Below are 16,855 nucleotides of genomic sequence, written 5' to 3'. Positions count from 1 at the left end.
CCCGACCGATCTTGGATCGATCAGACAATCGAAGGCGGGGGTGCCGCCGTTGGAACCAGCTTCCTCCGAGCCTCGAGGGATACGCTCGGGATCAGCCTGCGTTCCGGCGCGCCATGAACCGGTCGAATTCTTCCTGATCCTTCGCGCGCCGAAGCTCACGAAGGAACTCGTCAAATTCCGCGCGCATCTCGTCGAGACGGCGGCGCTCTTCCTCAAGGCGCTTCAGTTCGCGCTCCCGGTAATCGTCGAAGGCGACGTTCCCGGTGCGGCGCGTCGTGGCGCCAAAGTCGAAATCCCTGGCCATGTCGCCGAATTCACGGCGGGCCGCCTGGAATTTTCCACGCATCTGGTCTCCCCAAAGGATGTAGGCGAGCATCGCCAGACCGAGCGGCCAGAACACGACGAAGCCCAGGACCATGAGGCCGATGGACAGCGGGTGCCAGCCAGGTTTCAGCATGCACGTCTGGTTCATCTTGGTATCCTCTCCCATTCAGACACAGATGGAAGTGGCCCCTGAGAAGACCCATTTCAAGATCAAACGAGTGAAAATCGGATGGCGTCCAGCCGCCGTCAATTTCTCTCAATCAATTGCAGATCAAAACAACATCGTCTTGGCCAAAACGCGGCCCGATATTCAAACTGCCGCCCCCAATCGGCGACATAACCCTAAAAACAACCCCAGTTCGCAGCGTTACCGCTTCAAAACATAGTTGTCATCATAACGTCAGAAATGATCATTCGGCAAGGTCAAGAAACGGGCATTTCAGGTCCTTCCGCAACCCTGCCCATTGCTTCGGCACGCCAATCCGGCATTTTCTCAATGCGCCTCGTCCCAATTCTGCGCCGCGCGGGCGTCGACCTTGAGCGGCACTCTGAGGCGCACGGCAGGCTCGGCCGCCTCCTCCATCACCTTCGAGATCACGGGAAGCGCCGCCTCGACCGCGTCGTCGGCAACCTCGAAGATCAGTTCGTCATGGACCTGCAGCAGCATGTCGGCCCGGACGTTGGCGGCGTCCAGCGCCGCTTCCATGCGGACCATCGCGCGGCGGATCACGTCGGCGGCCGAGCCCTGTATCGGCGCGTTGATGGCCGCCCGCTCCATGAAGGCGCGCATCGACGGATTGGATGAGCCGATCTCCGGATAGTGCGCCTTGCGGCCGAAGATGGTGACGACATAGCCGTGCTCGCGGCAATAGGCCTTGGTCGCCTCCATGTAGTCGCGGATGCCGGGGAAGCGCTCGAAGTAGCGCTTGATATAGTCCGAGGCCTCGGAGCGGGAGATCGATAGCTGGTTGGAGAGGCCGAAGGCGGAAATGCCGTAGATGATGCCGAAGTTGATCGCCTTGGCCCGGCGGCGGACCATCGGGTCCATGCCTTCCACGGGCACGCCGAACATTTCGGAGGCGGTCATGGCGTGAATGTCGATGCCGTCCTCGAAGGCCTGGACGAGCTGCGGGATCTCGGCGACGTGGGCGAGAATGCGTAGCTCGATCTGGCTGTAGTCGGCCGAGATCAGCTTGTGTCCCGGCGCAGCGACGAAGGCGGTGCGGATCTTGCGCCCCTCTTCCGTGCGGACCGGAATATTCTGCAGGTTCGGATCGGAGGAGGAGAGCCGCCCGGTCGTCGTCGCGGCCAGCGAATAGGACGTGTGGACGCGCTTCGTCTCCGGGTGGATGAAGCCGGGCAGAGCGTCCGTATAGGTCGACTTCAGCTTCGATAGCTGACGCCAGTCGAGCAGGCGACGGGGCAACTCGTGGCCCTGAGCCGCCAGATCCTCCAGAACGTCGGCCCCCGTCGCCCAGGCGCCGGTCTTGGTCTTCTTGCCGCCGGGAAGGCCCATCTGGCCGAAGAGGATATCACCCAGCTGCTTGGGCGAGCCGACGTTGAACTTCTCGCCGGCAAGCTCGTGAATCTCGGCTTCCAGCGCCGCCATGGTCTGGGCGAAATCCCCGGAAAGACGCGAGAGAATCTGCCGGTCGACGGAAATGCCGCGCATCTCCATGCGCGCCAGAACCGGCAACAGCGGACGTTCCAGCGTCTCGTAGACGGTGGTGACGCGATCGGCGGGAAGACGCGGCTTCAGGACGCGCCAGAGCCGGAAGGTGACGTCCGCATCCTCGGCGGCGTAGACGCTCGCCTTGTCGATCGGCACCTGATCGAAGGTCAGCATCGACTTGCCGGAGCCGGCGACCTCCTTGAAGGGGATCGGCTTGTGGCCGAGCCAGCGCTCGGACAGCTCGTCCATGCCCTGCCCGCCCTTGCCGGCATCGAGCGCATAGGACAGCAGCATGGTGTCGTCGAAGGGCGCGACGTGAATGCCGTGACGAGCGAGGATGAGATAGTCGTATTTGAGATTGTGCGCGATCTTGAGGACGGTCGGCGCCTCAAGCAGCGGCTTCAGGCGCTTGATCGCCTCGGCCTGCGAAATCTGGTCCGGCGCGAGCCCGCCGCCGAGAAGATCGTTCGTGCCGGTCTGGTGAAGCAGCGGGATATAGCAGGCCTTGCCGGGCCCCGTGCTGAGCGACACGCCGACAAGTTCGGCTTGCATGGCGTCGAGCGACGTCGTCTCGGTATCGACCGCGACATAGCCGAGGTCGAAGGCCGCCGCGATCCAGGCATCCAGCCGGTCGAGGCTGCGGACCGTCTCGTAGGCGCTGGTGTCGACGGGCGCGGCGACAGCGGCGGCCTGACGCTCGGCCACCACGGCGGCGGGCGTGTTCGGCTCGACGTCCGCTGGCAACCTGGCGCTGACGGCATCGGCTTTCGGCGCGCTGTCGCCCGCCTTCTCGGTGCTTTCGGCCGGCTTTTCCGCCTCCGCCGACGGATCGGCCTCGGGCGGCCAGCCCTTGATCGGCACGCTCGCGGGCTCGACGCCGGCCACGTCGGTCGAGGTCGCCTCGCTCACACGGCGGGTCAGCGAGTTGAACTCCATCGCCTTCAGGAAGGCGATGAGCTGCTCGCCCTTGAGGCCGCGCACGGCCAACGCATCGATCGGTTCGTCGAGCGGCGTGTTCTGGTCAAGCTCGACGAGCTTGCGGGAAATGCGCGCCTGTTCGGCGAATTCGATGAGGTTTTCGCGGCGCTTCTTCTGCTTGATGCCGTCGGCCTGCGCTAGCAGTCCTTCCAGATCGCCGTATTCCAGGATGAGCTGGGCCGCGGTCTTGATGCCGATGCCCGGCACGCCGGGCACGTTGTCGACGCTGTCGCCGGCGAGCGACTGGACGTCGACGACCTTTTCCGGCGGCACGCCGAATTTCTCCACCACCTCGTCCGGACCGAGACGGCGGTCCTTCATCGTGTCGAGAAGGATGACGCCGGGACCGACCAGCTGCATCAGATCCTTGTCGGAGGAGACGATGGTGACGTCCGCGCCGGCCTCGCGGGCCTGGCGGGCGTAGGTGGCGATCAGGTCGTCGGCCTCGAAGCCGGTCTTTTCCACGCAGGCGACGTTGAAGGCACGGACGGCCTCGCGGATCAGCCCGAACTGCGGCACGAGATCGGCGGGCGGCGGCGGACGCTGGGCCTTGTAGGCGGGAAAGATCTCGCTGCGGAAGGTCTCGCCGGAGGCGTCGAGGATAACGGCCAGATGGGTCGGCTTGACGCCGGCCGCCGTATCGTCCGCCTCGCGCAAGAGCTTCCAGAGCATGTTGCAGAAGCCGGCGACGGCCCCGATCGGAAGCCCGTCGGACTTTCGCGTCAGGGGCGGCAGCGCGTGATAGGCGCGGAAGATATAGCCCGACCCGTCCACCAAGAAGACGTGATCGCCGGAGCGAACGGGACGGTGATGCGGGGCGGTGTCGGAGGCGGCTTGATCGGACATGGCCCGGACTAAACACCGGGTGAAAGACGCGCGCAAGACGGCATCGGACGCAGGGGCGGGCGCGGCCGGTGCTCACGGCCGCAATCCACTGCTATCGGTCCGTGCTCCCGCCAGCCGGCCGCTGTTTTCGGCCGGACGGTTCCCGGTTCACTCCGCCGGCTGGAAGGCCGGGGCGGAGCCGTCCGCGCGCCGCGGCTCGCGGCGCTCGATCCGGGCCCATTGCGGACGGACATAGAGGAATGAGAACCCGGTCCGCATGGCGATGAACCACATGGCGAAGGAGCCAGCCACGCCGGCAAGCGTCACCAGAGCCGAAACGGTGCCGACGTCGAGATGACCGCCGGCATACTTCAACAGGATGAACCGGCTCACGGCCATCGGCAGGAAGAAGGAGAGATAGATCACGATCGAGTTCTGGCCGCAAAAGCGCAGGAGATCGAAGGCTGATAGCCTGCGCGCCGCCTCGGTGCAGAGCACTGCGACCGTGATGATGGCGCCCGCGCCGGCAAGGCCGAGGGCAAGCGAGACGCCCGGCAGCAGCGAATAGCCTCCGAAGACCAGCACCGCGTTGACGAAGCCCCAGAGCGGCAGCACGGCCATCGCATGCATTGGGCGTTCCGCAATCCGGGACGCGATCATGAAGATATAGGGCGCCGCGATATAGCCGGTGTAGAAATAGACGAAGCGCCAGCCGAACTGGTTGACCGCGTACCAGCCGAGGTCGTCCGGCGTCTCCATGCCGAAGCTCAGGTGGCTCATCTCCAGGACGGCCGCAATCGACCAGATGATCAACGGATTGACGCGGCGCGTGAGGCGCACGGCGACGGCAAAGACCGGCAGCATCCAGATGAACCAGAGGGTGCCGAAGGGCTGATAAAGGATCGCCGCCGCGTAGTTCAGCAGCGTTCCGTCAACGCCGACCTCCGCCACCATGCCCGGCCCGCGGAAGGCGAACTGGATCGTCAGCCAGATAATGTAGAAGTAGAAGAAATGCAGGAACCGCCGGTCGTAGAAGACATTTGCCGGCCGGTCGATGACGCGTGACAGGAAGAGCCCCGAAATCAGGAAGAAATCCGGCATGCGGAACGGCCGGGCGAACTCGACGACGGTTCCGAGCCAACCGGCACCGCCCGACAGCCGCTCGACCCCTTCGACGGAATGCATCATCACGACGAAGATGATGCAGATGCCTTTGGCATAGTCGACCCAGTCGACCCGGCTCTTGTGAAGGGCAGGCATCGAGTACTCTCCGAACTGACTTACAAAAAGATCTTTCTCAAATTTGGCCGCCGAGAATAGCACGTTAACAAAATCTTAACAGAGCCGGACAAAAAAATCCGGACATCTGGTAAATCGATTAGGGTTAATGGTCGAAAACCGGATGGTCTTCCGCCGCTGGGATCATGCCATGGTTGGGGCGGTCAGGTGCTTGCGTGGAAGAGCAGGAAGACGGATCGGTCGCTTCGCCGGGCCGGATTTGCGCCTCTTGACCGCACGTGACGGCCATCGCCGGACGCGTAATGCGATCAACGGCGGCGGGCGTTGCTCATCGCGACGTCTGTCCGGTTGCGGACGAAGCCTCAGGACGCGATGTTCGTCAGGGTCCGGCTGACGCGGTCTGTCTTGGCGTAATGGGCGCGTTTGGCCCTGTACATCAGGTCGTCGGCGCGCTTCACGGTCTCTTCCATCCGCTCGCCCGGCTCGCGTGTTGCAAGGCCGACGGAAAGGCTCAATTCCTGCCCCGAATAGAACTGGTTGTTCAGGGAGACGAGCTTGTGCAGGCGCTCGGCGAAGGCCTCGCCCTCGCGGGCATCGGCCAGCGGCATCAGGATGACAAACTCGTCGCCGCCGATCCGGCAGGCCTTGTATGTCCGGGCGGCGGCCTCGGCCATCACCTCGCCGGCGCGCCTCAGAAGCGCATCGCCAGCCGTGTGGCCGAATTCATCGTTGAGCGCCTTCAGACCATTGAGGTCGGCCACCAGGATGGTGACGGGCTGGCGTCCGTTGCGGTCGAGCCGGTTGAGTTCCTCGGCGTAGAAGGTGCGGTTGAAGAGCTTGGTGAGCGCATCGTGCTGGCCGAGATATTCCAGATACGCCTCGGCCTTCTTGCGCGCCGTGATGTCGATCAGGGCGACCTGCACGAGGGTCCAGTCGTCCTCGTGACCGGGCAGGACGGAAAACTGCATGTGGACGTTGAGTTCATTGCCGTCGAGCGAGTAGTTCACGACCTCGCGCTGCTGAAACAGCTTGCCGTTCCAAAGGTCGATCAGCTGCTCGCGGAAATGCGGTAGCATGTCGGCTTGGAAGACCTGGTCGATCCGGTCGAGCAGCGTGCGCTTGTCCGCCGCGCCGAACATCTTCAGCGTATGGCGGTTGACGTCGAGCACGCGGATCTCGCCGGCGCAGCGCTGGACGAATTCGGGGTGAACGTCGGTGAAGACGCGCAAGTCCTCAACGCCGATCGCGCGGATCTCGTCGAGCAGGCGGCGGATGCCGCTGAAATCCTCCACCCACAGCGAAACCGGCGAATGGTCGAAAAGACCGAGCGCGAATTCCTCGCTGGCCGCCGCCTGCCGGCGGGCCGCCTCGCGCTCGCTGACGTCCTCGAGCGCCAGAAGCACGCGGTTCCAGTCGTTCTCGTGGCCGGGCAGGATCTGCAGCTTCAGGTCGACGTCGATCCGGCGGCCGGACAGCGTCTGATTGATGCTCCGGCCGGCAAAGGACGTCTCGCCCTGCCAAAGCGCGACGAGCTGATCGATGTGAACCTCGAGCGAGGCATGGCCGAAGATCGCGGCGACATTGCCGCGAATGTCGTCCATGTCGCGGGCCTGGAAGAGCTCCAGCGTGCGCCGGTTGACCTTGAGAAGGCGGATCGCTCCCATCGCCTCGCCGACACGGGCCGTGTCCTCCTGGAGGAAGGCCGCAAGATCCGCAACGCCCTCCTCGCGCCAGCGGTCGAGCACGGCCTTGAGGTCGCTGAAATCCTCCAGCCAGAGCGAGACCGGCGAATGATCGAACAGTCCGAACGCGAAATCCTTGGCCTCGGTGGCCTGCCGCCTGGCGGCTTCCCGCTCGGTGATATCGTCGATGGCGAGGAGCACGCGGCTCCAGTCCTCCTCGTGACCGGGCAGGATCTGGAGCTTCAGGTCGACATCGATCCGCCGGCCCGAAAGCGCGCGGTTGATGCACTGGCCCTGGTAGACGGAGTCGCCATGCCAGAGAGCCACGAGCTGGGCGATATGGCTTTCAAGCCCATCCTGCCCGAAGATGGCGGCCGCTTTTTGGCTGATCTCGTCGAGATCGCGCGCCTCGAAGAGCTCCAGCGTGCGCCGGTTGACCTTGAGAAGGCGGATCGCGCCCATCGCCTCGCCGACGCGGGCCGTATCTTCCTTGAGAAAGACCGCGAGATTGCGGATACCCCGGGCGCGCCACCCGTCGAAAACGGCACGGACGCCGCTGAAATCCTCAAGCCAGAGCGACACCGGCGCCAGGTCGAACATCGTCGTGTCGTCCGCGATGCTATCATCCGACTTCTCGCATGCAGCCCTTTTCGCTGACATCCGCGCCTCTCCAATGGTTGTCCAACGTCCGTCCAGACAACTTGTTATCATCTATGACTGGTAAGAATCCCTTAATATCGCACGCGGCGTAGCCGGGAAATGGTCAGTCGGAGAAAAGACGCTCGAGCAGGCCGCGCTCGGCCTCCGTCGGTCCTCCGGCAGCGGGCGAGGAGGGCGGTGCGGCGGCCACGGTCATGTCAGGCGCGGGCGTCGGCGTTCCGGGAAGCGGCCTTGCGGGAAGGCCGGCCACCGCCTCGCGCATGAAGCTCGCCCAGATCCGCGCCGGCAAATCGCCACCGGTCGCGTGCCTGGTCGGGCTGGAGTTGTCGTTGCCGAGCCAGACACCGGCGGTCAGCCCCGGCGTATAGCCGATGAACCAGGCGTCGCGGAAATCCTGGCTGGTGCCGGTCTTGCCGCCGACGGCGCGACCCGGAAGCGCCGCCGCCTTGCCCGTTCCGCGTTCGACGACGGCCGACATCATCCGGTTGATGTCGCCAAGGATGCGGTCGGACAGAACCCGGCCGGGGCCCGAGCCGTTGCGCTGGAACAGCACCTTGCCTTTCGCATCGACGATGCGCTCGATCACATAGGGGATGACGCCTTTGCCCCCGTTGGCAAAGGGTACATAGGCGGACGTGATCTCCAGCGGCGTCACCTCGGCCGTGCCGAGAGCGATCGACGGATTGTCGTGCATCTTGGAAAGAACCCCCATCCGGCGCGCGGTGCGGGTCACGTTCGAGGGGCCAAGGCTCGCGGTCAGTCTTGCCGCGACGGTGTTGACCGAGTCGGCCAGCGCCGTCGTCAGCGAGATCGGGCCACGATAGCCCTTGCCGTAGTTTTCCGGCCGCCAGCCGCGGATGGAGACGGGTTCGTCGACAATGATGCTGTCGGGCCGGTAGCCATGCTCCAGCGCGGTCACATAGACGAAGGGCTTGAAGGCCGATCCCGGCTGGCGCCGGGCGCTGATCGCCCGGTCGAACTGGCTCGACGCATAGTCCCGCCCGCCGACGAGCGCACGCACCGCGCCGTTGTCGTCGAGAGCGACGAGAGCCCCCTGCGTGATGCCCGCCTTCGTCCCCTCATCGGCGATGATCTTGCGTATGGCGGCCTCCGCCGCCCGCTCGGCGGCACTGTCGATCGTGGTCTCGACACGGACGTCGCCGTCAAGGGCGCCGACGTAGCCGGGAAGCTGGTCCATGACCCAGTCGGCGACGTAGTTTTCCGCCCTGGTCGCGTGTTCGCTCGCCACCTTGGCCGGATTATCGAGCGCCACCATCTCCTGCGAGCGGGTGATGTAGCCCTCCTCGGCCATGGCATCGAGCACGGTGCGGGCGCGATCGCGGGCAAGCTCCGGGTTTCGCGTCGGGGCATAGCGGGAGGGCGCGCGCAGGAGGCCGGCGATGGTCGCCGCCTCGCCGAGTTCGAGCTCCACGGCGGGCTTGCCGAAATACCGCCGGGCTGCCGCGTCGACGCCATAGGCGCCAGCGCCGAGGTAAACCCGATTGAGGTACATCTCCAGGATCTCGTCCTTGCTGTATGTCCACTCCAGCCAGAGCGCGAGGACAACCTCCTGCATCTTGCGGTCGATGGTGCGATCCGGCGTCAGGAACAGGTTCTTGGCAAGCTGCTGGGTCAGCGTCGAGCCGCCCTGCACGACGCTGCCGGCGGCGACATTGGTGATCACCGCGCGCACGAGACCGATCGGGTCGACGCCGAAGTGGTGGTAGAAACGCCGATCCTCGATCGCGATCACGGCCTCGGGCAGATAGGGCGGCAGCTGCTCCAGGCGCACGGCCTGGCCGCCGGTATCGCCGCGGTTGGCGAAGAGCTCTCCGGACGCATCGTAGATCTGGACGTTCGGCGGGCGCTTCGGAATCGCCCATTCCGTGGACTGCGGCAAATGGGCGGCAAAATAGGCAAGGATCCCGACGAGGGCGATTCCGCCCCAAAGACCGAGGACGCATCCCCAGTAGACGAGACGGCGGAAGAAACCGGCGAGGGTGAAGCGGCGCTTCGGCGCGGCGCGCCTTGCCCTGCCGCCTCCGCCCTTGCCACTGCCGCCCTTGTCGCCACCGTTGCCGCCAGCGCCCTTGCCGCCGCCGGCGCGGGTTTTCGGTCGTGATTTCGCAGACGACGCGCGCGATCCGGATCCCGGCGACGACGGCGGGCCGAAATGCGGCTCGCGGCGCTCGTCCTGCCGCCCGGCCGCGCCCGACTTCGCCCTGCGGGTCCGTGTTCCCTGCATTGCCGAGAGGTCCTCTCTGCCAACCATGGTCGCGCGCAACGGGCAATGGCCGTGTCGAGGCAACATCGCCAATGGCCGTCCGAAGGAGAACTCCGGACGCCACTCATGGAAAATGTTAGGCAGAGGGCTTTAAGAGAGCGTTAAACGTGCGGGCATGCGGCGGGCCCGCGCGCCTCAGGCTCCCGAAGCGGGCGTCTTGCGCGGGCGGCTCGTGCGGGCACCGGCAGGCTTCCTGGCGGGCGCCTTCCTGGCGGCCGGTTTTCTCGCCGCAGGCTGGGCTTCCGCCTGGGCAGGCTCGGAGGCGACCGGCGAGGAGACCCTCGCGGCAGCATTCGTGGTGCGCGAACGTACCGCCGTCTGCCCCGCCTCGGAGCGCGTGTTCTGGGTGAGGATGAAATCAGCGATGCGCGGGCAGATCTCCGCGCGCCAGCGCGATCCGTTGAAGACGCCATAGTGGCCGACGGCGGGCTGCTCGTAATGGGACTTCATGTCATCGGGCAGGCTGGTGCAAAGGCCAAGGGCGGCCTTCGTCTGACCCCGGCCCGTGATGTCGTCCTTCTCGCCCTCGATCGTCAGAAGCGCGGTCCGCGTGATCGCCGCGCAGTCGACGCGTTCGCCGCGATGGCGGAACTCGCCCTTGGCGAGCGCATGGCGCATGAAGACTTCCTCGACCGTCTGCAGGTAGAATTCGGCGGTCAGGTCCATCACCGCGAGATACTCGTCGTAGAATTCGCGGTGCTTGGTCGCGGAATCGCCGTCGCCCGAGACGAGGTGATTGAAGAAGTCCTTGTGGGCGCCGAGATGGCGGTCAAGGTTCATGCTCATGAAGCCGGTGAGCTGCAGGAAGCCCGGATAGACATCGCGCAACACGCCCGCATGCGGGAAGGGCACCTTCATGATGACGTTGCGCTCGAACCAGGCAAGGCTCTTGCTGCGGGCAAGCTCGTTAACCGCCGTCGGATTGTGGCGCGTGTCGATCGGGCCGCCCATCAGCACCATGGTCAGCGGCGCGGCCGGGTCGTTCGCCGCGTTCATGACCGCAGATGCGATCAGAACCGGCACCGCCGGCTGGCAGACCGCCATCACGTGGACGTCGCCGCCAAGGGCGCGGTTCATCTCGATGACATAGTCGACATAGTCCTCAAGGTCGAAGCGACCGTCGATGACCGGCACCGTGCGGGCATCGGCCCAGTCGGTGATATAGACCTCGTGCCTGGGAAGCAGCGCCTCGACCGTGCCGCGCAGCAGCGTCGCGTAGTGGCCGGACATCGGCGCAACGACAAGCACCTTCGGATCCTGGCGCTTCTTGGCCGTCGGCCCGCGCTCGAAGTGGACAAGGCGGCAGAAGGGCTTTTCCCAGACCACCTTTTCGGTGACAGGGACGCGCTCGCCGCCGACAAGCGTCGAGGTGAGCCCGAATTCCGGCTTGCCGTAGCGCCGGGTGGAGCGCTCGAAGAGTTCGCAGGCCGCGGCAATCGAACGGCCGTAGTCGGTGTGCGTGAGCGGATTGAGCGGATTCTGGAAGCACAGCCGGGTCATGTCGGCAGCAACCCGCGCCGGCCCCATGGCGGCGTGGTTGAATTCGTAGAGTTGGTAATACGTCACCTGGCTCTTCCTTCCACAGTCCCGCGAGACCGTTGGTTCTTTTCTCGTCCCGCGCGATGTCCGGCCGCATCCTCCCTAAGAACGCTGTTGGCACCATCCCCCGTTGCATCGTCCTCTCCAGCCGCCCCCCGCGCAAGAAAGAAGAACGCGGCTGCCTCCGGCTGGTTCGAGGCCGATGTCACCAGGCTTTCGTTCCGCTTGGTGAAGGATAACTTTACGGGAAAGAGTGCAAATTCCGCAAGGCTACCTTCGTTCATGCGACAACGTTGTCCCTGACAGACGTGCCCGTTTTGGCTATGAGGCGCAAAGCGTGGACACGATCAGTCTAGTTGAAGTTGGTTAACAAAGGTTAAGACGAGGCAACGACGCCGGCCCGGCACCGAAACGGGTAATTCCATACCTTTCGGAGGACGCCGTCGGCGTCTTTCGCGATCTCGTCGACGGGACCGTCATGACTGTATATGGGAGGGCATGACCTTGCCCTTCAAGCCGTTACCGGACGTCCGATGACGGCGCCCGCGCCAGTTCGGTGGGCATAGGACCACCACGCGGACGAAGCATCTGCCGATCAGGCCCGACGGCCCGATCAACGACAACATACGGACCATTCAGGCTATTGGGGCATCGACCGCTCCAGCGAGAGGCAGGCATCGATGAAATTGCGGCCAGGCAAGGTCCATCAACGCATCAAGCTGGACACGCTCGTCCGGCTGCGCTGGATGGCGGTTGCCGGCCAGATCGTGACCCTTCTCACGGTCACCTTCGGCTTCGGCTATCCCCTACCCCTGACGGCATGCCTTGCCGTCGTCGCCGTCTCGGCCCTGCTCAATCTCGGCCTCAAGATCCGCTATCCGGCGAGCCGGCGCCTCGCCGACCGCTGGGCCACGCTGATGCTCGCCTACGATATCTGCCAGCTCTCCGCGCTCCTGTTCCTGACCGGCGGTCTCGGCAATCCCTTCGTGATCCTCCTGCTCGCCCCCGTGGTGGTTTCGGCCACCGCGCTGGGGCTCCGAAGCACGCTGCTGCTCGGCGGTCTCGTCACCCTCCTGATCACGGGCCTTGCCTTCGGCCACCTGCCGCTGCCTTGGGGCGATCCGACCGGCATTCCCGTGGAGCCCGGTTACCTTGCCGGCCTCTGGGTCGCGCTCGTTGCCGCCCTGTCCTTCATGGCCGCCTATTCCTGGCGCGTCGCCGAGGAAGCCCGCCAGCTGCAGGCGGCGCTTTCGGCGACCGAACTGCTGCTCTCGCGCGAGCAGCACGCCAACCAGCTCGACGGCCTCGCGGCGGCCACCGCGCATGAACTCGGAACGCCACTCGCCACCATTGCCCTCGTCGCCAAGGAGCTTCTGAGGCAAGTGCCCGAGGACGCGCCCATGCGGGAGGACCTTGCCCTCCTGCAGAGCCAGTCGCAGCGCTGCCGCGAGATCCTGCGGCGGCTCACGTCGCTGTCCGGCGAGTTTCATGCTCATCTGCACCAAGTTCCCATCAGCCATCTGATCGAGGATATCGTCGCGCCGCACCGCGATGCGGGCGTCGATGTCGCCGTCACGCTCGACGGTGACAAGGCCGACGAGCCCAGCAGCCCGCGCAATCCCGCCGTCGTGCACGGGATCGCGAATATCGTGGAGAATGCCGTCGACTTTGCCCGCACCCGCGTCGACGTGCGTGTGAGCTGGAACGAAGAGCGGGTCAGCATCGCCATCGTCGACGACGGGCCGGGCTTTTCGGCCGACATCATCGACCGGATCGGCGAGCCCTATGTGACGACGCGCAAGCGCGGCTCGGAGGAAGAGCTGGAGGAAGAGGAAATCGGCCTCGGCTTCTTCGTTGCCAAGACCCTGCTGGAGCGCACCGGCGCAAGGCTGCAAATCCGCAACCGCGCCGCGCCGCAAACCGGCGCCTTCGTGGAGATCCGCTGGCCGAGAAGCGCCTATGTCGACCGGAAATGACCACGACAGGGTCCGACCGGAGGCGGCAAGTGGTGAGATGAATCAGCGCAGTCTTGCGCATTTCCGCCTTTCGACCGTCGTGATATTCTCGCTTTTCGAATAAGCCGGCTTGAAACCGGATGGAAATCAAGAACGAGACTTCAGGCACCCGGCGCCGGCTTCCCCGGCAACGATACCCGAAGAACTCCAATGCCGAGGACAGACATGGGAGAGATGAGCCAGACCAGCGAGGTCATCGAGGGTGACAACTCGCTTCTGATCGTGGACGATGACCGGCCGTTCCTGCAGCGGCTGGGACGGGCCATGGAACAGCGCGGATTTGCCGTGGAGACCGCCGAGACGGTCGCCGAAGGCCTTGCCAAGGTCGGCATCCACGCGCCGGCCTATGCGGTCGTCGACATGCGTCTTGGCGACGGCAACGGCCTCGACGTCATCGAGCGGCTGCGCGAAAAGCGCGAGGACAGCCGCGTCATCATGCTGACCGGCTACGGCAACATCGCGACCGCGGTGACAGCGGTGAAGCTCGGCGCTATCGACTATCTCGCCAAGCCCGCCGATGCGGACGAGGTCTATCAGGCGCTGACCGGCCTCGGCGACAAGGCCCCGCCGCCGGAAAACCCGATGTCGGCGGACCGGGTCCGCTGGGAGCATATCCAGCGGGTCTACGAGCTTTGCGACCGCAATGTCTCGGAAACGGCGCGCCGGCTCAACATGCACCGGCGCACCCTGCAGCGCATTCTGGCCAAGCGCGCGCCCAGGTAAGACAGACCGAATGCCGGCCGGCCAAAGGCCCAGCCAACCGGACAAGACCAGCAGCATAAGAAAAGCCCCCGGAACGAGCGTTCCGGGGGCTTCTTCATATCAGGCTTGATCCGGCCTTCGGATCACTCCGCCGCGGCGGGAAGCTCCGGGGCGGCGGACAGCACGTCCTCGTCCACATAGGCCTCGAAGGTGGCGAAGTTCTTGACGAACATCTCGACCAGCTTGGTAGCCTGGGCGTCATAGGCCTGCTTGTCGGCCCAGGTCTCGCGCGGACGCAGGATCTTGGGGTCGATGCCGGGCACTTCCGCCGGAACGGAGAAGCCGAAGTTCGGGTCCTGATAGAAGGGCACCGTCTTCAGCGAGCCGTCGAGGGCGGCGGAGAGCAGCGCGCGCGTCGCCTTGATCGGCATGCGGCTGCCGACGCCGTAGGCGCCGCCGGTCCAGCCGGTGTTGACGAGCCAGCAGTCCACACTGTGGTCGGCGATGAGCTGGCGCAGCAGCTTGCCGTAGACTGAGGGATGACGCGGCATGAAGGGCGCGCCGAAGCAGGTGGAGAAGGTCGCCTGCGACCCCTTCACGCCCTTTTCCGTGCCGGCGACCTTGGCGGTGTAGCCGGACAGGAAGTGGTACATCGCCTGGGCCGGCGTCAGCTTGGCGATCGGCGGCATCACGCCGAAGGCGTCGGCCGTCAGCATGACCAGGTTGCGCGGGTGACCGGCGCGGCCCGTGGGGCTGGCGTTCGGGATGAACTCCATCGGATAGGCGCAGCGGCCGTTCTCGGTTAGCGTCGCGTCGTCGAAGTCCGGCAGGCGCGTCTCGCGGTCCACCATGACGTTTTCGAGCAGCGTGCCGAAGCGCTGGGTGGTGGAGTAGATCTCCGGCTCGGCCTCCGCTGACAGGCGGATGGTCTTGGCGTAGCAGCCGCCTTCGAAGTTGAAGATGCCGTTCGGCGACCAGCCGTGCTCATCGTCACCGATGAGGATGCGGTTCGGGTCGGCCGAGAGCGTCGTCTTGCCGGTGCCCGAAAGGCCGAAGAAGAGGGCCGATTCCCCGCCGACGCTGACGTTGGCCGAGCAGTGCATCGGCATCACGCCCTTTTCCGGCAACAGGAAGTTCAGGAAGGTGAAGACCGACTTCTTCATCTCGCCGGCGTAGCTGGAGCCACCGATGAGTACGATGCGCCGGGAGAAATCGCAGGCGATGATCGTCTCCGAGCGGCAGCCGTGGCGGGCCGGATCGGCGCGGAAGCCGGGCATGCACAGGATGCGGAACTCGGGCGCGAAACCGGCGAGATCGGCCTTTGCCGGGCGGATCATCAGGTTGCGGATGAAGAGCGCGTGCCAGGCATATTCCATGACGAGGCGCGTCGGCAGGCGGTAGGCCGGGTCGGCGCCGCCGTAGAGGTCTTCCACGAATACGTCACGGCCGGCGACGTAGGTCTCGAAATCGGCCAGAAGCAGATCGAACTGTTCCCGGCTCATCTTCTTGTTGTTGTCCCACCAGACGCTGTCGCGGGTGGTGTCGTCCTCGACGACAAACTTGTCCTGGGCCGAACGGCCCGTGTGCGCACCGGTCTCGACCGACAGTGCGCCGCCCTTGGCAATAAAACCTTCCTCGCGCCGGAGCGACTCCTCATAAAGCGCCGGAGCCTCGAGGTTGAAATAAATATTCGACACACCCTTGAGCCCGAAGGAGCCTCTTCCCTCGGACGCATTGAAATTACCCGCCGTCTTCACTTCCAGTGTCGTCACGTCGTTCATTCCCATTGATTGCGGGAAACGGCCCGGCCGCTCCCGGCAGGACAGCAAAAACGCGCTGCCGGACATTCGGATGGCGGGTCGAGGCGGCGCATCGGCACCACCTCAGTCCTTCATCCGAGGGTTGAAAAAAGCCACCGCCGGTGCGGGGCACTGCCAAGGCCACGGATCAAGTCATCAAGTCCCGACATCGGTCTCCTAATCGAGGCCAGTCAGGACACCGTGGTTGGCGCCTATCAATTCATCGACATAACCTATGGAAGGTTAGCCTTCACCCCGCGCCGTCGCAAGTTTGCTGCAAGACTACGATCTGCAAAAATGCAGATTAATCGGTTTGATTTTACTATTTAAAATTTTTTAGTCTCAAATTAAGGATAGATATTCAGATTTACCCAACAAACTGCCGAAAGGCGCACAATTGAGCATAGGCCTTTTTCCGCATTTAAACCGATATTTTGCACATATCCCATGGAGCGCTCCAAATGTGCACCCTGTAATACTGGTTAAAGAATCGCACTCGCCGACGCGTTCCTGAAACGGAGCCGACCATTGCCTGCCGGGCCCGCTTCATCGTCCGGAGAGCTTGGTGCGGCGCCGATCGGCGGACCGATATACGCTCCGGAGTTGCAGCACACTGAAGCAGGCGGCCGCGACAGGCCGACGAACGGACGGGGGGCTCGCGGCCCGTCCGGTCTCCAGGGCTGCTTGCCGTCAGACCTCGGCGCCGGTCGGCGGAGGGCTGCCGGCAAGCTCCTCGCTCTCCTCGTCGGTGAAGAGGCGGCTGCGAGTCAGGAAGCGCACGCCTTCCGGGGCCTCCAGCGAAAAGCCCGCGCCGCGGCCCGGGGTCACGTCGATGACGAGCTGCGTATGCTTCCAATAGTCGAACTGGGCCGCGCCCATCCAGAAGGGACAGCCGGCGATCTCGCCCATCCGCACATCGCTGGCGCCTGTGCGAAATTCGTCGGCGCTGTAGCACATGGGGGCGGAGCCATCGCAGCAGCCACCGGACTGGTGGAACATCAGCGGCCCGTGCTTCACCTTCAGCTTTTCGATCAGTTCGACGGCGGCGGGCGTGGCAACGACGCGCGGGGGCATGGCATTTCCTCCTTGTTCTTAGGAGGCCGGTGTCGTCATGAGCGGATGCGAGCCGGCCCGAC

General features: G+C 64.8%; 10 protein-coding genes. 2 read left to right on the top strand and 8 right to left on the bottom strand.

Annotated features, from left to right (window positions below; genetic code table 11):
• Positions 1-91: 91 nt before the first annotated feature.
• From HDIA_RS23910 to HDIA_RS23885, 6 genes are all read right to left on the bottom strand, one after another.
• Positions 92-472, bottom strand: coding sequence for a DUF2852 domain-containing protein (locus HDIA_RS23910; protein ID WP_099558508.1), 381 nt, complete (start codon positions 470-472; stop codon positions 92-94).
• A gap of 345 nt (positions 473-817) precedes the next feature.
• Positions 818-3,820, bottom strand: a complete 3,003-nt coding sequence (gene polA / locus HDIA_RS23905) for a DNA polymerase I (RefSeq protein WP_099558507.1) — start codon at positions 3,818-3,820, stop codon at positions 818-820.
• A 147-nt stretch (positions 3,821-3,967) separates the two neighbouring features.
• Positions 3,968-5,059, bottom strand: coding sequence for an acyltransferase family protein (locus tag HDIA_RS23900; RefSeq protein ID WP_099558506.1), 1,092 nt, complete (start codon positions 5,057-5,059; stop codon positions 3,968-3,970).
• Between the two features lie 341 nt (positions 5,060-5,400).
• Positions 5,401-7,380 carry a bifunctional diguanylate cyclase/phosphodiesterase gene (locus HDIA_RS23895; RefSeq protein ID WP_245884062.1) on the bottom strand — a complete coding sequence of 660 codons (1,980 nt, stop codon included), beginning with the start codon at positions 7,378-7,380 and terminating at the stop codon, positions 5,401-5,403.
• 103 nt (positions 7,381-7,483) lie between these two features.
• The gene (locus HDIA_RS23890; RefSeq protein WP_099558505.1) at positions 7,484-9,625 is read right to left on the bottom strand and encodes a transglycosylase domain-containing protein; all 2,142 of its coding nucleotides are present in this window, start codon (positions 9,623-9,625) and stop codon (positions 7,484-7,486) included.
• A gap of 174 nt (positions 9,626-9,799) precedes the next feature.
• Positions 9,800-11,230: a polyhydroxyalkanoate depolymerase gene (locus HDIA_RS23885; RefSeq protein ID WP_099558504.1), complete on the bottom strand. Its 1,431-nt coding sequence runs from the start codon at positions 11,228-11,230 to the stop codon at positions 9,800-9,802.
• Positions 11,231-11,883: 653 nt separating this feature from the next.
• On the opposite strand from HDIA_RS23885, the gene HDIA_RS23875 reads away from it, so the two are divergent.
• Together HDIA_RS23875 and HDIA_RS23870 are read left to right on the top strand one after the other, a co-directional pair.
• The gene (locus HDIA_RS23875; protein WP_099558502.1) at positions 11,884-13,179 is read left to right on the top strand and encodes an ActS/PrrB/RegB family redox-sensitive histidine kinase; all 1,296 of its coding nucleotides are present in this window, start codon (positions 11,884-11,886) and stop codon (positions 13,177-13,179) included.
• Positions 13,180-13,383: 204 nt separating this feature from the next.
• Positions 13,384-13,941, top strand: coding sequence for an ActR/PrrA/RegA family redox response regulator transcription factor (locus HDIA_RS23870; RefSeq protein ID WP_099558501.1), 558 nt, complete (start codon positions 13,384-13,386; stop codon positions 13,939-13,941).
• Positions 13,942-14,063: 122 nt separating this feature from the next.
• Here the strand turns inward: HDIA_RS23870 and HDIA_RS23865 are convergent, their stop codons facing one another.
• Together HDIA_RS23865 and HDIA_RS23860 are read right to left on the bottom strand one after the other, a co-directional pair.
• Complete coding sequence (locus tag HDIA_RS23865; RefSeq protein ID WP_099559133.1) at positions 14,064-15,677, bottom strand: phosphoenolpyruvate carboxykinase; 1,614 nt, start codon at positions 15,675-15,677, stop codon at positions 14,064-14,066.
• Between the two features lie 732 nt (positions 15,678-16,409).
• Complete coding sequence (locus tag HDIA_RS23860) at positions 16,410-16,793, bottom strand: DUF779 domain-containing protein (RefSeq protein ID WP_099558500.1); 384 nt, start codon at positions 16,791-16,793, stop codon at positions 16,410-16,412.
• Positions 16,794-16,855: the final 62 nt, after the last annotated feature.

Origin of the sequence: Hartmannibacter diazotrophicus (assembly GCF_900231165.1) — a bacterium.
Lineage (GTDB): Bacteria > Pseudomonadota > Alphaproteobacteria > Rhizobiales > Pleomorphomonadaceae > Hartmannibacter > Hartmannibacter diazotrophicus.
The sequence above is the reverse complement of the archived record's forward strand: the minus strand, read 5'-3'. Positions and strand labels throughout refer to the sequence as shown.

Coding starts and splice junctions, on each gene's coding strand:
- HDIA_RS23895 (WP_245884062.1), bottom strand. CDS start 7,380: ATGTCAGCGAAAAGGGCTGCATGCGAGAAGTCGGATGATAGCATCGCG.
- HDIA_RS23870 (WP_099558501.1), top strand. CDS start 13,384: ATGGGAGAGATGAGCCAGACCAGCGAGGTCATCGAGGGTGACAACTCG.
- HDIA_RS23890 (WP_099558505.1), bottom strand. CDS start 9,625: ATGCAGGGAACACGGACCCGCAGGGCGAAGTCGGGCGCGGCCGGGCGG.
- HDIA_RS23900 (WP_099558506.1), bottom strand. CDS start 5,059: ATGCCTGCCCTTCACAAGAGCCGGGTCGACTGGGTCGACTATGCCAAA.
- polA (WP_099558507.1), bottom strand. CDS start 3,820: ATGTCCGATCAAGCCGCCTCCGACACCGCCCCGCATCACCGTCCCGTT.
- HDIA_RS23860 (WP_099558500.1), bottom strand. CDS start 16,793: ATGCCCCCGCGCGTCGTTGCCACGCCCGCCGCCGTCGAACTGATCGAA.
- HDIA_RS23910 (WP_099558508.1), bottom strand. CDS start 472: ATGAACCAGACGTGCATGCTGAAACCTGGCTGGCACCCGCTGTCCATC.
- HDIA_RS23875 (WP_099558502.1), top strand. CDS start 11,884: ATGAAATTGCGGCCAGGCAAGGTCCATCAACGCATCAAGCTGGACACG.